Raw genomic sequence first — 18,278 nt, 5'->3', positions numbered from 1 at the left:
GTGCGCCGTGCGCCGGGCCGGGCCCTCCCCCGGGCGGCGACCGCGGGTCAGCGCAGTTCCACCAGCAGGTCGCCGCCCTCCACCTGCTGGATGCGGTTGATGGCGAGCCGGGACACCGTCCCGGCCCTCGGGGCGGTGATCGCCGCCTCCATCTTCATCGCCTCGATGGTGGCGACGGTGGCGCCGGCCCCGACCTCGTCGCCCTCGGCGACCGAGAGGGTGACCACTCCCGCGAAGGGGGCCGCGACATGGCCGGGGTTGGCGCGGTCGGCCTTCTCGGTGGCCGGGACGTCCGAGGCGGCGGACCGGTCGCGGACCTGGATCGGACGCAGCTGGCCGTTGAGCGAGGACATCACGGTGCGCATGCCGCGCTCGTCGGCCTCGCCGATCGCCTGCAGCTCGATCAGCAGCCGCACGCCCGGCTCCAGGTCGATGGCGTACTCGGTGCCGGGGCGCAGACCGTAGAAGAAGTCCTTGCTGTCGAGCACGCTGGTGTCGCCGTAGTTCTGGCGGTGGGCCTCGAACTCGCGGGTGGGGGCGGGGAACAGCAGCCGGTTGAGCGTCGCCCGGCGGTCCTTTGCGAGGCCCTCCCGGTCGTCGGCGGTCAGCTCCTGAACGGGCCTGGCCTCGGCGCGCCCCCGCAGCGCCTTGGTGCGGAACGGCTCGGGCCAGCCGCCGGGCGGCGTGCCCAGCTCGCCGCGGAGGAAGCCGATCACGGAGTCGGGGATGTCGAAGCGGTCCGGCTCGGCCTCGAAGTCCCGCGGCGAGACGCCGGCGCCGACCAGGTGCAGCGCCAGGTCGCCGACCACCTTGGAGGAGGGGGTGACCTTCACCAGGCGGCCGAGGATGCGGTCGGCGGCGGCGTACATGGCCTCGATCTCCTCGAAGCGGTCGCCGAGGCCGAGCGCGATGGCCTGGGTGCGCAGGTTGGACAGCTGCCCGCCGGGGATCTCGTGGTGGTAGACACGGCCGGTCGGCGCGGGCAGCCCCGCCTCGAAGGGGGCGTAGACCTTGCGGACGCCTTCCCAGTACGGCTCCAGGTCGCCGACCGCCCGGATGTCCAGGCCGGTGGTCCGCTCGGAGTGGTCCGTCGCGGCGACGATCGCCGACAGGGCGGGCTGCGAGGTGGTGCCCGCCATCGACGCCACCGCCCCGTCCACGGCGTCCACGCCGGCCCGGATCGCGGCGAGGTAGGTGGCGAGCTGTCCGCCGGCCGTGTCGTGGGTGTGCAGGTGGACCGGCAGTTCGAACTCCCGGCGCAGCGCGGTGACCAGCGTGGCGGCGGCCGGGGCGCGCAGCAGGCCCGCCATGTCCTTGACGGCGAGGACATGGGCGCCCGCGTCGACGATCCGCTCGGCGAGGCGCAGGTAGTAGTCCAGGGTGTAGAGCTTCTCCGCCGGGTCGGACAGGTCGGCGGTGTAGCACAGGGCGACCTCGGCGACGGCGGTGCCGGTCTCCCGTACGGCGTCGATGGCGGGGCGCATCCGGTCGACGTCGTTGAGGGCGTCGAAGATGCGGAAGATGTCGATGCCGGTGGCGGCGGCCTCCTGCACGAAGGCGTCGGTGACCTCGGTCGGGTACGGGGTGTAGCCGACGGTGTTGCGGCCGCGCAGCAGCATCTGGAGGCAGATGTTGGGCACGGCCTCGCGCAGGGCGGCCAGCCGCTCCCACGGGTCCTCGGCGAGGAAGCGCAGGGCGACGTCGTAGGTGGCGCCGCCCCAGCACTCCAGCGACAGCAGGCCCGGCAGGATGCGCGCGACGACCGGGGCGACAGCGAGCATGTCCTTGGTGCGGACCCGGGTGGCCAGCAGGGACTGGTGGGCGTCGCGGAAGGTGGTGTCGGTGACGGCGACGGCGTCCGACGCGCGCAGCCGGCGGGCGAAGCCCTCGGGACCGAGTTCGGCGAGCAGCTGCCGGGAGCCGGCCGGGGGCTCGCCGGCGGGCAGCGGGGGCAGCTTGGCCAGCGGGTCGGTCAGCTCGGGCCGTTCGCCGTGCGGCCGGTTCACGGTGACGTCGGCGAGATAGGTGAGCAGTTTGGTGCCGCGGTCGGCGGAGTGGCGCGCGGTGAGCAGGTGCGGGCGCTGCTCGATGAACGACGTGGTGACGCGGCCGGCCCGGAAGTCCGGGTCGTCCAGCACCGCCTGGAGGAAGGGGATGTTGGTGGCCACGCCACGGATGCGGAACTCGGCGACGGCCCGTCGGGCGCGGCCCACGGCGGTGGCGAAGTCCCGGCCGCGGCAGGTGAGTTTGACCAGCATCGAGTCGAAGTGCGCGCTGATCTCGGTGCCGGCGTGGGTGGTGCCGCCGTCCAGGCGGATGCCGGAGCCGCCGGGCGAGCGGTAGGCGCTGATGCGGCCGGTGTCCGGGCGGAAGCCGTTGGCGGGGTCCTCGGTGGTGATGCGGCACTGGAGCGCGGCGCCGCGCAGGGCGACCGTGTCCTGGGCGAGTCCGAGGTCGGCGAGCGTCTCCCCGGCGGCGATGCGCAGCTGGGCCTGGACGAGGTCGACGTCGGTGACCTCCTCGGTGACGGTGTGCTCGACCTGGATGCGCGGGTTCATCTCGATGAAGACGTGGTTGCCCTCGCGGTCGAGGAGGAACTCCACGGTGCCGGCGTTGCGGTAGCCGATCTGCCGGGCGAAGCGGACGGCGTCGGCGCAGATCCGGTCGCGCAGCTCCGGATCGAGGTTGGGGGCGGGTGCGAGCTCGATCACCTTCTGGTGGCGGCGCTGCACCGAGCAGTCCCGCTCGAACAGGTGGATGACGTCGCCCTGGCCGTCGGCGAGGATCTGGACCTCGATGTGGCGGGGCTCCACCACGGCCTTCTCCAGGAAGACGGTGGGATCGCCGAACGCGGAGGCGGCCTCCCGGGACGCCGCCTCGATGGACTCCCGGAGCCGGTCGGGGTCGTCGACGCGGCGCATGCCGCGCCCGCCGCCGCCCGCGACGGCCTTGACGAACACCGGGAAGCCGACGTCCTCGGCGGCGCGCACCAGTTCGTCGACGTCGGTGGAGGGCGCCGAGGAGCCCAGCACCGGCACGCCGGCCGCGCGGGCGGCGGCGACCGCGCGCGCCTTGTTCCCGGTCAGCTCCAGGATGTCCGCGCTCGGCCCGACGAACGTGATGTCCGCCGCCTCGCACGCCCGGGCCAGCTCAGGGTTCTCGGACAGGAAGCCGTAGCCCGGGTAGACGGCGTCCGCTCCGGCGCGGCGGGCCGCGCCGACGATCTCCTCGACGGACAGGTAGGCGCGCACCGGGTGGCCGGGCTCGCCGATCTCGTAGGCCTCGTCCGCCTTCAGCCGGTGCAGCGAGTTGCGGTCCTCGTGCGGGAAGACGGCGACGGTGCGCGCGCCCAGTTCGTATCCTGCGCGGAACGCCCGAATCGCGATCTCACCGCGGTTGGCGACCAGCACCTTGCGGAACATTGTCGATCCCTTCAGCCTGCCGGTGAACGCCCCCCATGGTGTCGGCGTGACCGACGCCACGCCATGTGAACCTGGCCACTGCATGACGGCATGGGCATGTCGATCACGTCCTGCCCGCCGCGGACGTCAGCCGTGCGGCGGGCGTACCGGCCCGGCGAACCGGGCAGACGTCAGCGGTGACCTCGGCCGATTACCTCTGTGCCCTGCTGGGGGCCGGCGCCCTCGGTGCCGCCGTCGTGCCCCGGCTCGTGGCGGGCAGACCAGTGTCCGCCCCCCTGGTCTTCCTCGCCTGCGGGGTGGCCTTCCAACTGCTGCCGACGCCGCTGCCCGAGATCGACCCGGTCGCCGACCGGCTGTGGGTGGAGCACCTCACCGAGGTGTGCGTGATCATCTCGCTGATGGGCGCGGGCCTGGCCCTCAACCGGCCCTTCGGCCGCCGCCACTGGCACGCCACCTGGCGGCTGCTGGGCGTGACGATGCCGCTGACGATCGCGGCCACGGCCGTGCTCGCGTGGCTCCTGCTCGACTGGCCGCCGGCCGCGGCACTCCTGCTGGCGGCCGTGCTCGCGCCCACCGACCCGGTGCTCGCCTCGGAGGTGCGGGTGGGCGCGCCCACCGACGCCGAGCACGACGAGGACGAGGTCCGCTTCGCCCTGACCAGCGAGGCGGGGCTCAACGACGGCCTGGCCTTCCCGGTGGTCATGGCCGCGCTGGCGATGGCCGCGGCCGGGCCCGGCCCGTCCGGCGACTGGATCGGGCACTGGGCGCTGGTGGACGTGGCGTACCGGTGCGTGGCCGGCGTGCTCGGCGGCCTGCTCGTGGGCACGCTGCTGAGCTGGCTGTTCTTCCGCACCAACTGGCAGGCGATGCGGCTGTCGGAGCACCGGGAGGGGTTCGTCGCCCTGGGCGCGACGTTCCTCGCCTACGGGCTGACCGAGCTGGCGCACGGGTACGGCTTCCTGGCCGTGTTCGTCACCGCCTGCCGGATCCGCGCCGCGGAGCGCAGCCATGGGTACCACACCGTCCTGCACGACTTCGTCGAGCAGGTGGAGCGGCTGCTCACGGCGGCCCTGCTGTTCCTGCTCGGCGCGTTCGTCGCCCAGGGGGGACTCGCCCCGCTCGGCTGGCAGGGCGCGCTCACGGGTGTGCTCCTGCTGCTCGTGGTGCGGCCGCTGACCGGCTGGGGCGGCCAGCTGCGCACGGCGGCCGGGCCCCGGGAGCGCGTCGTGGTCGCCTTCTTCGGCATCCGCGGCATCGGCTCCCTCTTCTACCTCGCCTACGCACTCGGCATCGAGGGCTTCGGCGTCCCGGCGCGGGAGCTGTGGGCCGTCGTCACCTTCACGGTCCTCGCCTCCGTCGCCCTGCACGGCGTGACCGCCTCCCCCGTGATCACCCGCCTCGACCGCCTCCGGCTGCTCCAGGCCCGCCGTGCCACCCGCCCGGGCACGGAACCGGGCGAGGACGACGTGGCCCGCGAACGCCTGTGAGCCACGGGCCGGGGAGCCCGCGTCGCGCACGCCGCCCGTCCTCGCCCCGACCCTCCCCCGCCCGCCCCGCAAACCTGTCCAGAGGTTAACCCTTCGTTTTCTTTAATGATTCGGGTTTAAGGCGGTAGGTTGTGCGTCATGACCTCCGCATCCCTGCCCCCGACCGCCGCCGAGGAGCTGCGCGGCGCCGGCCTGCGGGTCACCGCCGCACGCGTCGCGCTGCTGCAGACCGTCCGGGCCGGCGACCACCTCGACGTCGAGGCCATCGCCGCGGGGGTGCGCGAACGCGTGGGCCACATATCGCTGCCGGCCGTGTACGACGCCCTGCACGCGCTCACCGCGGCAGGTCTCGTCCGCCGCATCGAGCCGCCCGGCAGCCCCGCCCGCTTCGAGGGCCGCGTCGGGGACAACCACCACCACCTCGTGTGCCGCTCGTGCGCCGCCGTCGTCGACGTCGACTGCGCGGTCGGCCACGCCCCCTGTCTCACCGCCTCCGACGACCACGGCTTCTCGGTGGACGAGGCCGAGGTCATCTACTGGGGCCTGTGCCCCGACTGTTCCACCGCCCGCAACACAGCACCGTGATCAATGAAGTCCGGAAGGAATTCGATGTCTGAGAACCACGACGCGATCGTCACCGACCCGAAGCCGGAGGAGGCGTCCGGCTGTCCGGTCGCGCACGGCCGCGCCCCGCACCCGACCCAGGGCGGCGGCAACCGTCAGTGGTGGCCCGAGCGGCTGAACCTGAAGATCCTGGCCAAGAACCCCGCCGTCGCCAACCCGCTCGGCGAGGACTTCGACTACGCCGCGGCCTTCAAGGCCCTGGACCTCCCGGCCGTGAAGCGGGACATCGCCGAGGTGCTGACCACCTCGCAGGACTGGTGGCCGGCGGACTTCGGCCACTACGGTCCGTTCATGATCCGCATGGCCTGGCACAGCGCCGGCACCTACCGGATCACCGACGGCCGCGGCGGCGCCGGCGCCGGCCAGCAGCGCTTCGCCCCGCTGAACAGCTGGCCGGACAACGCCAACCTGGACAAGGCCCGCCGTCTGCTGTGGCCGGTCAAGAAGAAGTACGGCAAGAGCATCTCCTGGGCCGACCTCATGGTCCTCGCGGGCAACGTGGCGCTGGAGTCCATGGGCTTCGAGACCTTCGGCTTCGCCGGTGGCCGCGCCGACGTGTGGGAGCCCGACGAGGACGTGTACTGGGGCCCGGAGACCACCTGGCTCAGCGACGAGGGCCGCTACAGCGGTGAGCGCAACCTCGAGGAGCCGCTCGCCGCGGTCCAGATGGGCCTCATCTACGTCAACCCCGAGGGCCCGAACGGCAGCGGCGACCCGCTGGCCGCCGCCCGCGACATCCGCGAGACCTTCGGCCGGATGGCGATGAACGACGAGGAGACCGTCGCCCTCATCGCCGGCGGCCACACCTTCGGCAAGGCCCACGGCAACGGCCCGGCGGACGCCGTCGGTCCCGACCCCGAGGCCGCCCCGCTCGAGGAGCAGGGCCTCGGCTGGAAGAACACCCACGGCGCCGGCAACGGCAAGGACACCGTCACCTCGGGTCTCGAGGGCGCGTGGACCTACGAGCCCACCAAGTGGGACAACGACTACTTCAAGATCCTGTTCGGTTACGAGTGGGAGCAGTTCCGCAGCCCCGCCGGCGCCCTGCAGTGGCGTCCGAAGCACGGTGCGGGCCAGGTCGTCCCCGACGCCCACGAGGCCGGCGTCCGCCACCAGCCGATCATGTTCACGACGGACCTGGCGCTGCGCATGGACCCGATCTACGAGCCCATCTCGCGCCGCTTCCTGGAGGACGAGCAGGCCTTCGCCGACGCGTTCGCCCGCGCCTGGTTCAAGCTGACCCACCGCGACATGGGCCCGGTCGCCCGCTACCTCGGCCCGGAGGTCCCCTCCGAGGTCCTGATCTGGCAGGACCCGCTGCCGGAGCGCACCTACGAGCTGATCGACGCCGCGGACGTCGCCGCCCTGAAGGCCAAGCTCCTGGAGTCGGGCCTGTCCGTGTCCGAGCTGGTCTCCACCGCCTGGGCGTCGGCCTCCTCCTTCCGCGGCAGCGACAAGCGCGGTGGCGCCAACGGCGCCCGCATCCGCCTGCAGCCGCAGGCCGACTGGGAGGTCAACGAGCCCGCGAAGCTCGCCACCGTGCTGCGCACCCTGGAGGGCGTGCACGAGTCCTTCAACGCCTCCCTCACCGGCGGCAAGCAGGTCTCCTTCGCCGACCTGATCGTCCTCGCCGGCGCGGCGGGCATCGAGAAGGCCGCCAAGGACGCGGGCTACGACATCGAGGTCCCGTTCACCCCGGGCCGCGTCGACGCCACCCAGGAGCAGACGGACGTCGAGTCGTTCGCCGCGCTGGAGCCGAAGGCCGACGGCTTCCGCAACTACGTCGGCAAGGCCAACCGCCTGCCGGCCGAGCACCTCCTGCTCGACCGGGCGAACCTGCTGAACCTCAGCGCGCCCGAGATGACCGTCCTGGTCGGCGGCCTGCGCGTGCTGGGCGCCAACTACCAGGGCTCGCAGCACGGCGTCCTCACCGAGACCCCGGGCCGGCTGACCAACGACTTCTTCGTCAACCTGCTCGAGCTGGGCACGACGTGGAAGCCGGTCGAGGGCGAGTCGAACCTCTACGAGGCCTTCGACGCCACCGGTGCGAAGAAGTGGACCGGCACCCGTGCCGACCTCGTCTTCGGCTCGAACTCCGAGCTGCGCGCCGTCGCCGAGGTGTACGCCTGCGACGACGCGAAGGAGAAGTTCGTCCAGGACTTCGTCGCCGCGTGGAACAAGGTCATGAACGCGGACCGGTTCGACCTGGTCTGAGTCCGACCCCTGTGACGGGGGCGTCCGGGGCGACCCGGGCGTCCCCGTCGTGCCGTAGGACCAAGACCGCGATGTCGTCGGCGCGCTGCCCCGTCGTGCGGACCTGCCGCAGCAGATGGTCGATGAGCAGCTCCAGGTCGCGGTCGTCGCCGATGGCCACGTGGTGCGCGAGCCGGGCGAGGGAGTCGTCGACGTCCTCGCCCGGCCGCTCGATCAGGCCGTCGGTGCACAGGACGAGCAGCGTGCCGGGGTCGAGCGGGATCTCGGTCACCGGGAAACCGGCGTCCGGGTCGATGCCGAGCAGCGGTCCGGGCGGTACGTCCAGGGGCCGGGTGTCGCCGTCGGGCAGCCGCAGGACCGGCGGCGGATGGCCGGCGCTGGCGAGCAGGGCGCGCCCGCGGGCGAAGTCGAGCCGGGCGTAGAGACAGCTGACGAACAGGTCGGGGCCGAGGTCGGCGAGGAGCCGGTTGGTCCCGGCGAGGACCTGGTCGGGGCTGGCGCCGAGGGCCGCGTGGGCGTGCACTGCGGTGCGGGCCTGGCCCATCAGCGCGGCGGCGGCGACGTTGTGGCCCTGGACGTCGCCGATGACGGCCGCGGCGGCGGTGTCGCCGAGCCGGATCAGGTCGTAGAAGTCCCCGCCGATGTCCATGCCCCGGGTGGCGGGCAGGTAGCGGGCGGCGACCCGCAGCCCCGCGACCTCGGGCAGGGTGCGCGGGAGCAGCGCCTGCTGGAGGCCGTGGGCCAGTTCGTGCTTGGTGTCGTAGAGGCGGGCGCGGTCCAGGGCGTGGGCGATGAGCCCGGCGAGCGAGGTGAGTACGGCGCGTTCCTCGGCCGGGAACTCGCGCGGACGGTCGTAGGACAGGACGCAGATGCCGACGGGCCGGCCCGAGACGATCAGCGGCAGGAAGGCCCATGCCTGTTTGCCGCTGATCTCCGACGCCTCGGGATAGATGCGCCGCATGTCCTCGGCGTTGGTGAAGAACGCCGGGATGCCGCTGCCGAGGGCGCGTCCGGCCGGGGTGAGGCGGGTGTCCAGGGGCAGGGCGTCGAGGCGCTCGATGGTCGCCCGGTCGTAGCCGCGGTGCCCGGTGATGCGCAGCCGGCCCGCGTCGGCGGAGGAGAGCACCAGGCCCTGCGCTCCGAAGGCGGGCATGACCTGGTCGGCGACCAGGTCGATGACGTCCTGGACGCCGACGACCTCGGTCAGCGCGGCGGCCAGATGGGTGAGCTGGTAGAGCCGGCCGGCCCGGGTGGGTTCGGCGGCGCCGAGGGGGGTGCGGGGCGCGGGCTGCGGCAGCGCCGGCGCTCCGGTGCACACGATGCGGACGCTGATGCCGCTGGCGTCCGGGAAGAGGTGGAAGTCCATCCAGTCGTTGGGCGGGCGGCAGGCGCTGAAGGCGACGGGTTCGCGGCTGAGCACGGCGGCCCGGTAGCGGTCCTCGTAGGTGGGGTCGTCCAGCCAGCGCAGCGACTGCCAGGGCAGGGTTCCCAGCAGCCGTTCGGCGTCCGCGCCCAGCAGCTCGCAGGCGCCGGAGCTGACGTAGGTGAAGCGGCCCTCCAGGTCCAGGGAGCAGCTGCCGCCGGGCAGCCGCTCGATGAAGTCGACGGCCGCCGTGCCGGGGTTGATGGCCGGGCGGCCGGTCCCGACGGCGACGACCCGGGGCCGGTCCCCGGGGGTGGCCGGCCGGCCGGTCTCCTCCAGCAGGCGGGCCAGCCGCCGGCAGCTGGCGGCGATGTTGCCCCGCTCCCGCCCGGTCATGTACGGGGGACGGCCCGCCGGCCACATCAGCAGCAGGGCGCCCCACCGGCGGACGCCGGTGACCGGTGCGGCGACGAGGGCCAGCGGGAACGGCAGGGCCATCGCGGTGCGCGGATAGGAGCGGGCGATCTCCTCCTGGCTGCCCGCCCACACCACCCGGTCCTCGCGGACGGCGTCGGCGACCGGGGCGGGGGCGGCGACCGGGACCTTTGTCCAGGGCGCGGCCAGTTCGGCGGGGGCGCCGCAGAGCACGTCGAGGATCAGGAGCTGCCCGTCCGGCGCGAGCAGGTAGAGCGCGCCGATGGACGCGCCCGTGCGGCGCACGGTCTCCGCCAGCGCCGCGTCCAGTTCCCCGGCGTCGGTGGCGGCCGGGTCCGTCGTGCCGGTCACGAGCACCTCCCGGCGTCCCAAGCGCGGCATCCGCCCTATGGGGACGTTACGCCCCCGTCCGCGGATCGGCACACCCGCGCGGCCCCTCGTTTGCCGGACGGCTGCGGGGGGACCCGGCGGGCCATGAACATCGCAGCTCACCGCCGCGCCGCAGATCACCTGCGCGGCCTCCTCCGGCGCACCCGCAACGACTACTCGGCCGGTCACGAACGCCCGCTGGGCGGCTATCTCGCGGCGATGGGCGGTTTCACGGCCTATACGGCGGCCTGGGCCGCGGCGGTGCGGCTGCGCGGGCGCCCGTTGCCGGAGCGGCCCGTGCCCTGGGACGTCGTCCTGACCTCCGTGGCGACGTTCCGGCTGAGCCGGCTGCTGAGCAAGGCGTCGGTGACCAGTCCGCTGCGCGCGCCCTTCACCACCTACGCCGGTCCGCAGGGCCCCGCCGAGCTGCACGAGGAGGCCCGCGAGGAGGACGGCAGGGGGACCGTCGGGGAGCTGGTGACCTGCCCGTTCTGCCTGAGCGTGTGGGTGGCCTCGACACTGACCGCGGGGCAGCTGCTGTGGCCCCGGGCGACCCGCACCGCCATGGGCGCGCTCACCGCGCTGGCCGGGGCGGACGCGCTGCAATTGGCGTACAGCGTCCTGTCCGACCGCGCGACCGGCGACGACGACGAGGACGGCGGCGAGGAGGACTGACCGACGGCGACCATGCCGTGACCCGTGGAGACTCCGCAGGTCACGGCATGGTCGTCTCCTCGGCGATCATCTCCGTGACGGCGTCGAGTCCGCCCGCCTCCAGCGCCCGGCGCTGCCGGTCGGCGCCGGTGCCCTGCCGGAGCAGGCGGTGCACGAGGGAGGTCACCTCGCGGGTGTCGCCGGCCGCGTCCAGGGCGGGCGCGATGTGGTCCAGCAGCCCGCACACGACGTCGCCGGCGCGTCGGCGCATGCCCCCGGCGTCGACGAGGGTGTCGCTCAGTCCGTGCCGGGCGGCCTGCCACATGGAGATCTGCGCCAGCTCGGGCGGCCAGTCGGGGACCGGACGGCCGGCAGCGGCGTCGTGCACGGCGATGCCGACGAGGGCGCGGACGATGCCCGCGAGCATCGCCGCCTCGTCGGTGCGCAGCTGGACGTCCAGGCAGCGCACCTCCACCGTGGGGTACCGCTCCGAGAGCCGGGCCTGCCAGTACAGCTGCCCGGTGTCGGTGATCACGCCGGTGGCCAGCAGGTGCCGGACACGGGCGTCGTAGTCCGCCTCGCCGGCGAAGCGGGGCGGGACGCCGCCGACCGGCCAGCGCCCGAAGACGATCGTGCGCCAGCTGGCGAACCCGGTGTCGTGTCCCTCCCACAGGGGCGAGTTGGCCGACATGGCCGTCAGGATCGGCAGCCAGGGCCGGATGCGGTTGAGCACGTCGACGCCGGCCGCGCGGCTGTCCACGGCCACGTGCACGTGCATGCCGTTGACCATCTGCTCGGCGACCAGCTGGGGCGCCTGCCGCTGCAGGGCCCGGTAGCGGGCTTGCCGGGTGACGGCCACGGGCACCTGCTGCCGCAGCGGGGGCGTGCCGCAGGCGGCGAGGCGGCAGCCGTGCGCCTCCGCAGCCCCGGCCACCGCGTGCCGCAGCCGCAGCAGATGGCCGCCGACCTCGTCCAGCGTCCGGCAGACGGGGGTGGCCACCTCGATCTGGCCCTGGAGCAGTTCGGACTGGATCTCACGGCGCGCGACGAACGGCTCCAGACCGGCCGCCGCCCGCACCTTCTCCGCCTGTTCGGCCAACTGACCGGTGACCCGATCGATCAGCAGGTACTCCTCTTCGACACCGACCGTCGCCACCGAAACGCCTTTCGTCCGGGCCCCGTTCCGCGGGCCGTCCGGGGCCCGGTCCAAGTGCCGCGATCCCGGCCCGGTCAAACGTCGGGGCCGCTGCGGTCGCTCTCGTGGCCCGGCGCGTCGATCACGTCGCGGCGGCCGGTGTGCTGCTGCTGTTCGAGCCGGGCGATGTCCGGGTGGTGCAGGTCGAAGGCGGGCGATTCGGAGCGGATGCGGGGCAGCGCGTGGAAGTTGTGCCGGGGCGGCGGGCAGGAGGTGGCCCACTCCAGGGAGCGGCCGTAGCCCCAGGGGTCGTCGACCTCCACCCGCTCGCCCTTCTTCGCGGTCTTCCAGACGTTGTAGAGGAACGGCAGGGTGGACAGGCCCAGCAGGAACGCGCCGATGGAGGAGACGGTGTTCAGGGCGGTGAAGCCGTCGGCGGCGAGGTAGTCGGCGTAACGGCGGGGCATGCCCTCGGCGCCGAGCCAGTGCTGCACCAGGAAGGTGGTGTGGAAGCCGACGAACAGCGTCCAGAAGTGGACCTTCTCCAGGCGCGTGTCGAGCATGGTCCCGGTCATCTTCGGCCACCAGAAGCTGAACCCGCCGAACATGGCGAACACGATCGTGCCGAACAGCACGTAGTGGAAGTGGGCGACGACGAAGTAGCTGTCGGTGACGTGGAAGTCCAGCGGCGGCGAGGCGAGCAGGACACCGGTCAGCCCGCCGAACAGGAACGTCACCAGGAAGCCGGCCGCCCACAGCATGGGCGGCTCGAACGACAGCGACCCCTTCCACATCGTGCCGATCCAGTTGAAGAACTTCACCCCGGTGGGGACGGCGATCAGGAAGCTCATGAAGGAGAAGAACGGCAGCAGCACCGCTCCGGTGGCGAACATGTGGTGCGCCCACACGGTCACGGACAGGCCGGTGATGGAGATGGTCGCGGCGATCAGCCCGGAGTAGCCGAAGATCGGCTTGCGGGAGAACACCGGGATGATCTCCGTGATCACCCCGAAGAACGGCAGCGCGAGGATGTACACCTCGGGGTGGCCGAAGAACCAGAACAGGTGCTGCCAGAGGATCGCGCCGCCGTTCTCCGGGTCGAAGACGTGCGCGCCGAACTTGCGGTCCGCCTCCAGCGCGAGCAGCGCCGCGGCGAGGACGGGGAAGGCCAGCAGCACGAGCACGGAGGTCAGCAGCACGTTCCAGGTGAAGATCGGCATCCGGAACATGGTCATGCCCGGGGCGCGCATGCAGATGATCGTGGTCATGAAGTTGACCGCACCGAGGATCGTGCCGAACCCGGAGAGGGCCAGCCCCATGACCCACAGGTCCCCGCCGAGCTGGGTGGTGCGCTCACCGCCGCTGAGCGGGGTGTACGCGGTCCAGCCGAAGTCGGCGGCGCCCTCGGGCGTGAGGAAGCTGCCGAGGACCATCAGCCCGCCGAACAGGAACAGCCAGTACGACAACATGTTCAGCCGCGGGAAGGCGACGTCCGGGGAGCCGATCTGCAGCGGCATGATCGCGTTGGCGAACCCGGCGAAGGTCGGGGTCGCGAACAGCAGCAGCATGATCGTGCCGTGCATCGTGAACGCCTGATTGTACTGCTCGTTGGAAACGATCTGGATCCCCGGCCGGGCCAGCTCCGCCCGCAGGACCAGGGCCAGCGCCCCACCGATAAGGAAGAAGGCGAACGACGTGATCAGGTAGAGATGCCCGATCTTCTTGTGGTCGGTCGTCGTCAGCCAGGTGACGACGACCTGCCCACGACCACGGCGCTCCGCCGCCGGGACAGGAGAAACCGGTTCAGTGTGTGTCGCCATCGAGTCCCTCGGTCAGCTGGGTGGGGGGTCGCGGTCTGGCTGTCGCGCAGTGCGTAACCAGCTCAGCGGACGTTAGTCCTGCGGGGCGGGCGGCGACGCCCTGCGGGCGCCGATTTCGAGCCGAATGGCCGAGGGAACGCCTCATCCGGGCGTACCCGTTCACTCGCGCGGGGCCTCCCGGCGGCCGACGCGGGACCCCCGGTAGGCGGCGCGGCGCACCCCGGCCAGGGCCTCGCCGGGGGTGAGGCCGGGAAGATCATGGGCATAGACGTCGAAGCCGGGGGTCTGCTCCGTCGGCACCGACAGGGGTGTGCGCACCGTCAGCACGCCGAACACGCGCCACGACCGCCGTCCGGTCCCGGCGCACAGGTCGAGGACGATCGGCCCGGCGGCCAGGGCCGCCCGCAGTCCCGCCGGGTCGCCCGGCACGGGGCGGCGCGCGGAGGGGCGCGGCAGGGCGGCCAGCAGACGGTCGCGGTCGCCGACGCGGTAGGCCAGCAGGCTGGAGTACGGGCCGCCGAGCACGTCGATGCGCGGCAGCGGCAGGCGCCGCGTGAACCGGCCCCTGCCGCTGCCGGTGAGGAGCAGGTCGAGGGTGCGGCCCTCCTCGTCGGCCCGCTCGACGCGCACGGCGAGGCCCAGCCCGTCGGGCAGGCCGCGCGGCAGTCCGGCGGCCCGTGAGAGCCGTACCGTGGCGGCGTGCCGGCCGGGCGTGTCCAGGAAGGGCACGCCCCAGGGCCCGCGCCCGTCGTCCACGATCTCCAGCTCGCCCGCGCAGGTCAGTCCGTGCGGGTGCAGCGCGGGAGCATGGCGCGCGCCGGCCAAGAGCCGGAATCCGGAGCGGACCTCATCCGTCACGACCGGGACCCGTCGCCCTCCTGCGCGTCGGTGGCGTCGCCGTCGTCGTCACGGTCGCCCTCCGCCTGCGACGGTGTGGTCCGCGGCGCGGCGTTCCCGCCGGAGGTCTCCGCCTCGTCCCGCTCGGGCTCGCCCTCCGCCTGGGAGGGGGTCTGCTCGGTCATGGTGGTCCTTTCTGTGCGAGGAGTGCCGTGCGGTGGTGCGGACGTCACGGGGTGGAACGCAGCCACGCGGCGATCCACCCCGTCTGCATCGCGGCGTCGAGGAGATAGGTCGGCCTGATCCGTCCCTTGGGCACGTAGACGAGGTCGACGGCGAGCAGGGTCAGCGCGGTGCCGAGGCCGACGAGGCGGGCCTGGCGCCGGCCCTCCGGGTCGGCGCTCGTCGCCAGTTGGGCGGCGCCCGCGGCCACCAGCAGTCCGCCCGTCGTCTGCTGCAGCCACACATCGGTCTTCGGGCCGAAGACCCGTTCGAAGCTGCGCAGGTGCAGCAGCGGCCACAGTCCGCCCACGAGGTTGAACACTCCCTGCCCGAGCGCGACGGCGTCCGCCGGCTCCCCGCTTCGCCGCGTCGGTCTGCTCCTGCCCATGGCCGTCCTTTCGTGTGAGTGATCGCCGCGCGCCCGCCGGGCCGCTCAGGCGCCGAGCTTGGCGGCGGCGTCCCGCAGCGACGCCGCCGCCCGGGTGAGTTCCTCGGGGCCGGGCGACGCCGTGCCCAGCCGGTCCACCAGGTCCGCGCGCGACAGCAGCACCACTGCCCCGCGCGACTGCCCGCTCTCCAGGGCGGCGCGGTTCGCCACCTGTGCCCTGCCTTCGAGCAGGACCAGGGCGGCGCCGTCGTCCGTCGCGTCCAGGAGTGCGCGAAGCAGGTCCTCGTCGATCACCACGGGTTCCCTTCCCTCGGGGGTGCGCCGGTCGCGGGTCCGGTCAGCCGTCCTTGCCCATGGCCTTGCGGACCGCGTCCTTGGTGCGGTCCATCAGGGCGGCGACCGGTCCGAGCGCCATGTTGGCCGCCGCGGACTCGACGCCCGGGTGCGGCCGGGTGGGGGCCATGGCCTGGGCGGCCTTGACGGCCTTGGCCATGGCGGCGAGGTTCGTCACGTCGGTGCTGCGCCGGATGAACGCGAACTCGTAGCGTTCCTCCTTGCGGGCGTGCTCCTGCACCTCGGTGCGCAGCCGCATCAGCCGCGGCATGAACTCCGGGTCGTCGGTGTCGAGGTCGTCGAGCGCGCTGAGCGTCTCCTTCGCCGCCCGCTCCTCGGCGAGCCGCTCCTCGACGACCTGTTCGCCGCCCGGGAAGGCGCGCCGGGCGAAGGGGTGGACGACCTCCTCCTCGGCGGTCTCGTGGACGGCGAGGAGCCGTACCAGCCGGCGGAACGCGTCGCGCCGCTCGTCGCCGCTGCTCGCCTCGACCTCGTCGAACAGGTTGCGGATGTCGCCGTGCTGTCGCATCAGCAGCCCGACGACGTCCAGGTCCTGGCTCCGGTCGTCGCCGGCCTGGGGGGTGTGCAGCTCGGTCATGTCGGCCCTCCCCTACTTCTCGCGCATCGCGGGGTCGGGGTGCTCGCCCTCGGACTGGACGCGGTACTCGCGTCCGAACATCTGGTCGTGCTCGGCCATGACCCGCTCGCTCGGCGGCGCCTCGCCGCCGTGGATCGCCTCCTGCATCTTCTCGAACCGCTCGTGCGCCTCGCGGACGTAGCCGGCGCCGAGGGTGGTCAGATCCATCTGGGTGTCGAGCAGCTCGCGCACGTACGCCTTGTTCGGCTCGAAGGTGAGCACGTTGGGCAGCTCGGGCGCGAGGACCGACTCCGGGTCGCGTCCGTCGTGGCGGCGCATCAGGTCGCAGGCGGTGTGCAGGTGCTCCAGCTCCATGTTGAGATGCAGCTCCCAGATCGCCTTGACCCTGGGGTCGCTCTCCTGCTCCATGAAGGAGTAGTAGAGGTAGCACTCGTTGTACTCGTGGTTGACGAGCTGCTCCCACCAGGTCTCGCCCGGGTCGACGAGGGACTCGTAGTGGGTGACGTGCTCCTCCTCGATCAGCCCGATCTCCTGGTACAGCTGGCGGGCGATGGGCTCCATGTAGGTGGGGCCGGTGTTCATGTAGAAGTTCATGGTCTGCTGCTCGGCGGACATGACCGTCAGGGCGTGCAGCTTCGACAGCGGGTTCGTCTCGTCCTTCGCGTACGGGTCGCGGACGTTGTCGTACGGGTCGCGGTGGTGGTACTTGGTGGGGCGGCCCGGCATGATCTCGGTGAGGTTGTCGACGATCGACTCCGCCTTGCGGTGCTCGATCATCTCGTACAGGTTGGCGTACCGGTACAGGTGGTCGAAGTCCTCCAGCACTCCGAACTGGTACGCCTGCTTCAGGTACGGGTCCGGTTCCATGCGCGCGATCCACGCGGTGAGGTCCACGGCGACCTGCTCGTAGGCGATCGTCGTCTCCAGCACCGACGACACGCCGGGCAGCAGCCAGTTCACGACCTTCTGCTGCTGCGCCTCGATGTAGCGGACCCGGGCCAGCTGCCGCTTGACCTCCGGGTCGACCGTGTTGCGGGCCAGCTGGTGGCTGAACATGATCGCCTCGACCTCGATGCCGTTCATGGTGATGACGCGGCAGCGGGTGTACGGGTCGCAGCGGTCGGGGTCGATGGGGCTGACGTCGAGCTCCCGCCAGCTGCGCAGCTGGCGGTCCAGCGGGATGCCCCGCTGCTCCAGGGGGTTGAATGTCACGGGCGCTCTCCTCCAACAAGGGCCGGGCGGGCGAAGTACCCCCGTCGCCGTCCTTCATGTCCGCGGGCTCGGGGCACTGCCGCCCATGCTTCGCCCCTCCCGCGAGTGCCACCACCGCAGCGCACCCGAACGGCGGACGCCCGCCGCCCGCGCCGCCCGGACACGGGGCCGCCCCGCTCACGTCGGTGAGCGGGGCGGCACACGTGTGTCGGCCGGGTGAATCGGAGGAGGACGGTCAGGGCAGGGTCCACTTCTGGTTGGCTCCGGTGTGGCAGGTCCACAGGTGCACGGGCGTGCCGTCGTTCCACGTACCGCCCGAGGCGTCCAGACACTTGCCCGACTGCGGATTGCGGACCGTCCCGTCCGACTGCGCCGCCCACTTCTGCGCACCCGTCCCGTTGCACGTCCACAACTGGACCTTCGTCCCGTCCGCAGAACCCCCACCGGACACGTCCAGGCACTTCCCCAGCGCCTGCACCGACCCGTCGCCCGCAACGGTCCACCGCTGCGCCGCGGACCCGTTGCACGACCACAACTGCACCTGCGTACCGTCCGCCGAAGCACCGTTCGCCACGTCCAGGCACTTGCCGTTGACGCCCTTCACCTCACCCGTGCGCGGGCCGGGCTGCTGGGTGCCGCCCTGCTTGACGCGGATGTTGCGGAAGGCCACCTCGTCGCCCTCGCCGTGGTTCTGGAGGCCGATGTGGCCCTGGCGCAGGCTGCGCGCGGGGTCGGTGTTGGTGAAGTCGTTGATCTTGCGCCCGTTGAGGAAGACCTCCAGCCGTTCGCCGGTGACCCGGATTTCGTACGTGTTCCACTCGCCGGGCGGGTTGAGCGCCGCGTCGCGCACGGCGAGGTCGGCGGACTTGAAGCCGTAGACGGCGCCGGTGGTGCGGTCGGCGGCGTCGGTGGCGTCGATCTGGATCTCGTAGCCGTTGTTCACCGCGGACCAGGGGTCGTCGGAGGCCGGGAAGCCCACGAACACGCCGGAGTTGCCGTCGCCGGCGGCCTTCCAGTCGAGCTTGAGGGAGTAGTCGCCGGTCAGCTCCTTGGCGGAGTGCCAGTACAGGCCGAGTCCGCCGTGGGAGGTGAGGGTGCCGTCGGCGAGGGTGAACCCGCCGGGGCCGGCCTGCTTCCAGCCGGTGGTGCCCGAGCCGTCGAACAG

The 18,278-nt window shown here is 72.7% G+C and carries 15 protein-coding genes; 4 read left to right on the top strand and 11 right to left on the bottom strand.

Annotation, left to right across the window (positions count from 1 at the left end; all coding sequences use genetic code 11):
• Positions 1-47: 47 nt before the first annotated feature.
• Positions 48-3,422, bottom strand: coding sequence for a pyruvate carboxylase (locus ACZ6KF_RS11065; RefSeq protein WP_469238173.1), 3,375 nt, complete (start codon positions 3,420-3,422; stop codon positions 48-50).
• A 176-nt stretch (positions 3,423-3,598) separates the two neighbouring features.
• Between ACZ6KF_RS11065 and ACZ6KF_RS11060 the strand changes: the two genes are divergently transcribed.
• From ACZ6KF_RS11060 to katG, 3 genes are all read left to right on the top strand, one after another.
• The gene (locus ACZ6KF_RS11060) at positions 3,599-4,909 is read left to right on the top strand and encodes a cation:proton antiporter (protein WP_469238171.1); all 1,311 of its coding nucleotides are present in this window, start codon (positions 3,599-3,601) and stop codon (positions 4,907-4,909) included.
• Between the two features lie 138 nt (positions 4,910-5,047).
• A complete protein-coding gene (locus ACZ6KF_RS11055) occupies positions 5,048-5,494 on the top strand; it encodes a Fur family transcriptional regulator (protein ID WP_356634026.1) in 447 nt (148 codons plus the stop codon).
• 24 nt (positions 5,495-5,518) lie between these two features.
• Positions 5,519-7,747: a catalase/peroxidase HPI gene (gene katG / locus ACZ6KF_RS11050; RefSeq protein ID WP_356634024.1), complete on the top strand. Its 2,229-nt coding sequence runs from the start codon at positions 5,519-5,521 to the stop codon at positions 7,745-7,747.
• On the opposite strand, the gene ACZ6KF_RS11045 is transcribed toward katG, so the two are convergent.
• Entirely contained in the window at positions 7,716-9,896 is a 2,181-nt protein-coding gene (locus ACZ6KF_RS11045; RefSeq protein ID WP_356634022.1) for a SpoIIE family protein phosphatase, read from the bottom strand. The two genes, katG and ACZ6KF_RS11045, sit on opposite strands and share 32 nt — an antisense overlap.
• A 123-nt stretch (positions 9,897-10,019) precedes the next feature.
• On the opposite strand from ACZ6KF_RS11045, the gene ACZ6KF_RS11040 reads away from it, so the two are divergent.
• A complete protein-coding gene (locus tag ACZ6KF_RS11040) occupies positions 10,020-10,589 on the top strand; it encodes a DUF1360 domain-containing protein (RefSeq protein WP_469238169.1) in 570 nt (189 codons plus the stop codon).
• A gap of 40 nt (positions 10,590-10,629) precedes the next feature.
• Here ACZ6KF_RS11040 and ACZ6KF_RS11035 read toward each other — a convergent pair whose 3' ends face one another.
• From ACZ6KF_RS11035 to ACZ6KF_RS10995, 9 genes are all read right to left on the bottom strand, one after another.
• Positions 10,630-11,724 (bottom strand): carboxylate-amine ligase, encoded by a 1,095-nt coding sequence (locus tag ACZ6KF_RS11035; RefSeq protein ID WP_469238167.1) that lies wholly within the window; start codon positions 11,722-11,724, stop codon positions 10,630-10,632.
• A gap of 74 nt (positions 11,725-11,798) precedes the next feature.
• Positions 11,799-13,523: an aa3-type cytochrome oxidase subunit I gene (ctaD, locus tag ACZ6KF_RS11030; protein WP_356634016.1), complete on the bottom strand. Its 1,725-nt coding sequence runs from the start codon at positions 13,521-13,523 to the stop codon at positions 11,799-11,801.
• Between the two features lie 159 nt (positions 13,524-13,682).
• On the bottom strand, positions 13,683-14,381 hold the full coding sequence (locus ACZ6KF_RS11025) for a phosphodiesterase (RefSeq protein ID WP_469238165.1): 699 nt from the start codon (positions 14,379-14,381) through the stop codon (positions 13,683-13,685).
• Positions 14,378-14,545, bottom strand: a complete 168-nt coding sequence (locus ACZ6KF_RS11020) for a hypothetical protein (protein WP_469157764.1) — start codon at positions 14,543-14,545, stop codon at positions 14,378-14,380. Before ACZ6KF_RS11020 ends, ACZ6KF_RS11025 begins: the two co-directional genes overlap by 4 nt.
• A 44-nt stretch (positions 14,546-14,589) precedes the next feature.
• Positions 14,590-14,970: a hypothetical protein gene (locus ACZ6KF_RS11015; RefSeq protein WP_356634010.1), complete on the bottom strand. Its 381-nt coding sequence runs from the start codon at positions 14,968-14,970 to the stop codon at positions 14,590-14,592.
• Between the two features lie 45 nt (positions 14,971-15,015).
• Positions 15,016-15,267, bottom strand: a complete 252-nt coding sequence (locus ACZ6KF_RS11010) for a hypothetical protein (protein ID WP_356634008.1) — start codon at positions 15,265-15,267, stop codon at positions 15,016-15,018.
• A gap of 40 nt (positions 15,268-15,307) precedes the next feature.
• Positions 15,308-15,901, bottom strand: coding sequence for a hemerythrin domain-containing protein (locus ACZ6KF_RS11005; protein WP_469238163.1), 594 nt, complete (start codon positions 15,899-15,901; stop codon positions 15,308-15,310).
• A 12-nt stretch (positions 15,902-15,913) separates the two neighbouring features.
• Positions 15,914-17,113 (bottom strand): hypothetical protein, encoded by a 1,200-nt coding sequence (locus tag ACZ6KF_RS11000; RefSeq protein WP_356634004.1) that lies wholly within the window; start codon positions 17,111-17,113, stop codon positions 15,914-15,916.
• Between the two features lie 235 nt (positions 17,114-17,348).
• A partial coding sequence (locus ACZ6KF_RS10995) for a lectin (protein WP_469238160.1) occupies positions 17,349-18,278 on the bottom strand: 930 nt, incomplete at its 5' end.

It is taken from the genome of Streptomyces sp. NPDC046379, assembly GCF_055587785.1.
This window is presented reverse-complemented; position numbering and strand designations above follow the sequence as displayed.

What these genes read in the sequence shown, in the direction of transcription:
- ACZ6KF_RS11065 (WP_469238173.1), bottom strand. Translation starts at nt 3,422, where the DNA reads ATGTTCCGCAAGGTGCTGGTCGCCAACCGCGGTGAGATCGCGATTCGG.
- ctaD (WP_356634016.1), bottom strand. Translation starts at nt 13,523, where the DNA reads ATGGCGACACACACTGAACCGGTTTCTCCTGTCCCGGCGGCGGAGCGC.
- ACZ6KF_RS11040 (WP_469238169.1), top strand. Translation starts at nt 10,020, where the DNA reads ATGAACATCGCAGCTCACCGCCGCGCCGCAGATCACCTGCGCGGCCTC.
- ACZ6KF_RS11020 (WP_469157764.1), bottom strand. Translation starts at nt 14,545, where the DNA reads ATGACCGAGCAGACCCCCTCCCAGGCGGAGGGCGAGCCCGAGCGGGAC.
- ACZ6KF_RS11055 (WP_356634026.1), top strand. Translation starts at nt 5,048, where the DNA reads ATGACCTCCGCATCCCTGCCCCCGACCGCCGCCGAGGAGCTGCGCGGC.
- katG (WP_356634024.1), top strand. Translation starts at nt 5,519, where the DNA reads ATGTCTGAGAACCACGACGCGATCGTCACCGACCCGAAGCCGGAGGAG.
- ACZ6KF_RS11005 (WP_469238163.1), bottom strand. Translation starts at nt 15,901, where the DNA reads ATGACCGAGCTGCACACCCCCCAGGCCGGCGACGACCGGAGCCAGGAC.
- ACZ6KF_RS11015 (WP_356634010.1), bottom strand. Translation starts at nt 14,970, where the DNA reads ATGGGCAGGAGCAGACCGACGCGGCGAAGCGGGGAGCCGGCGGACGCC.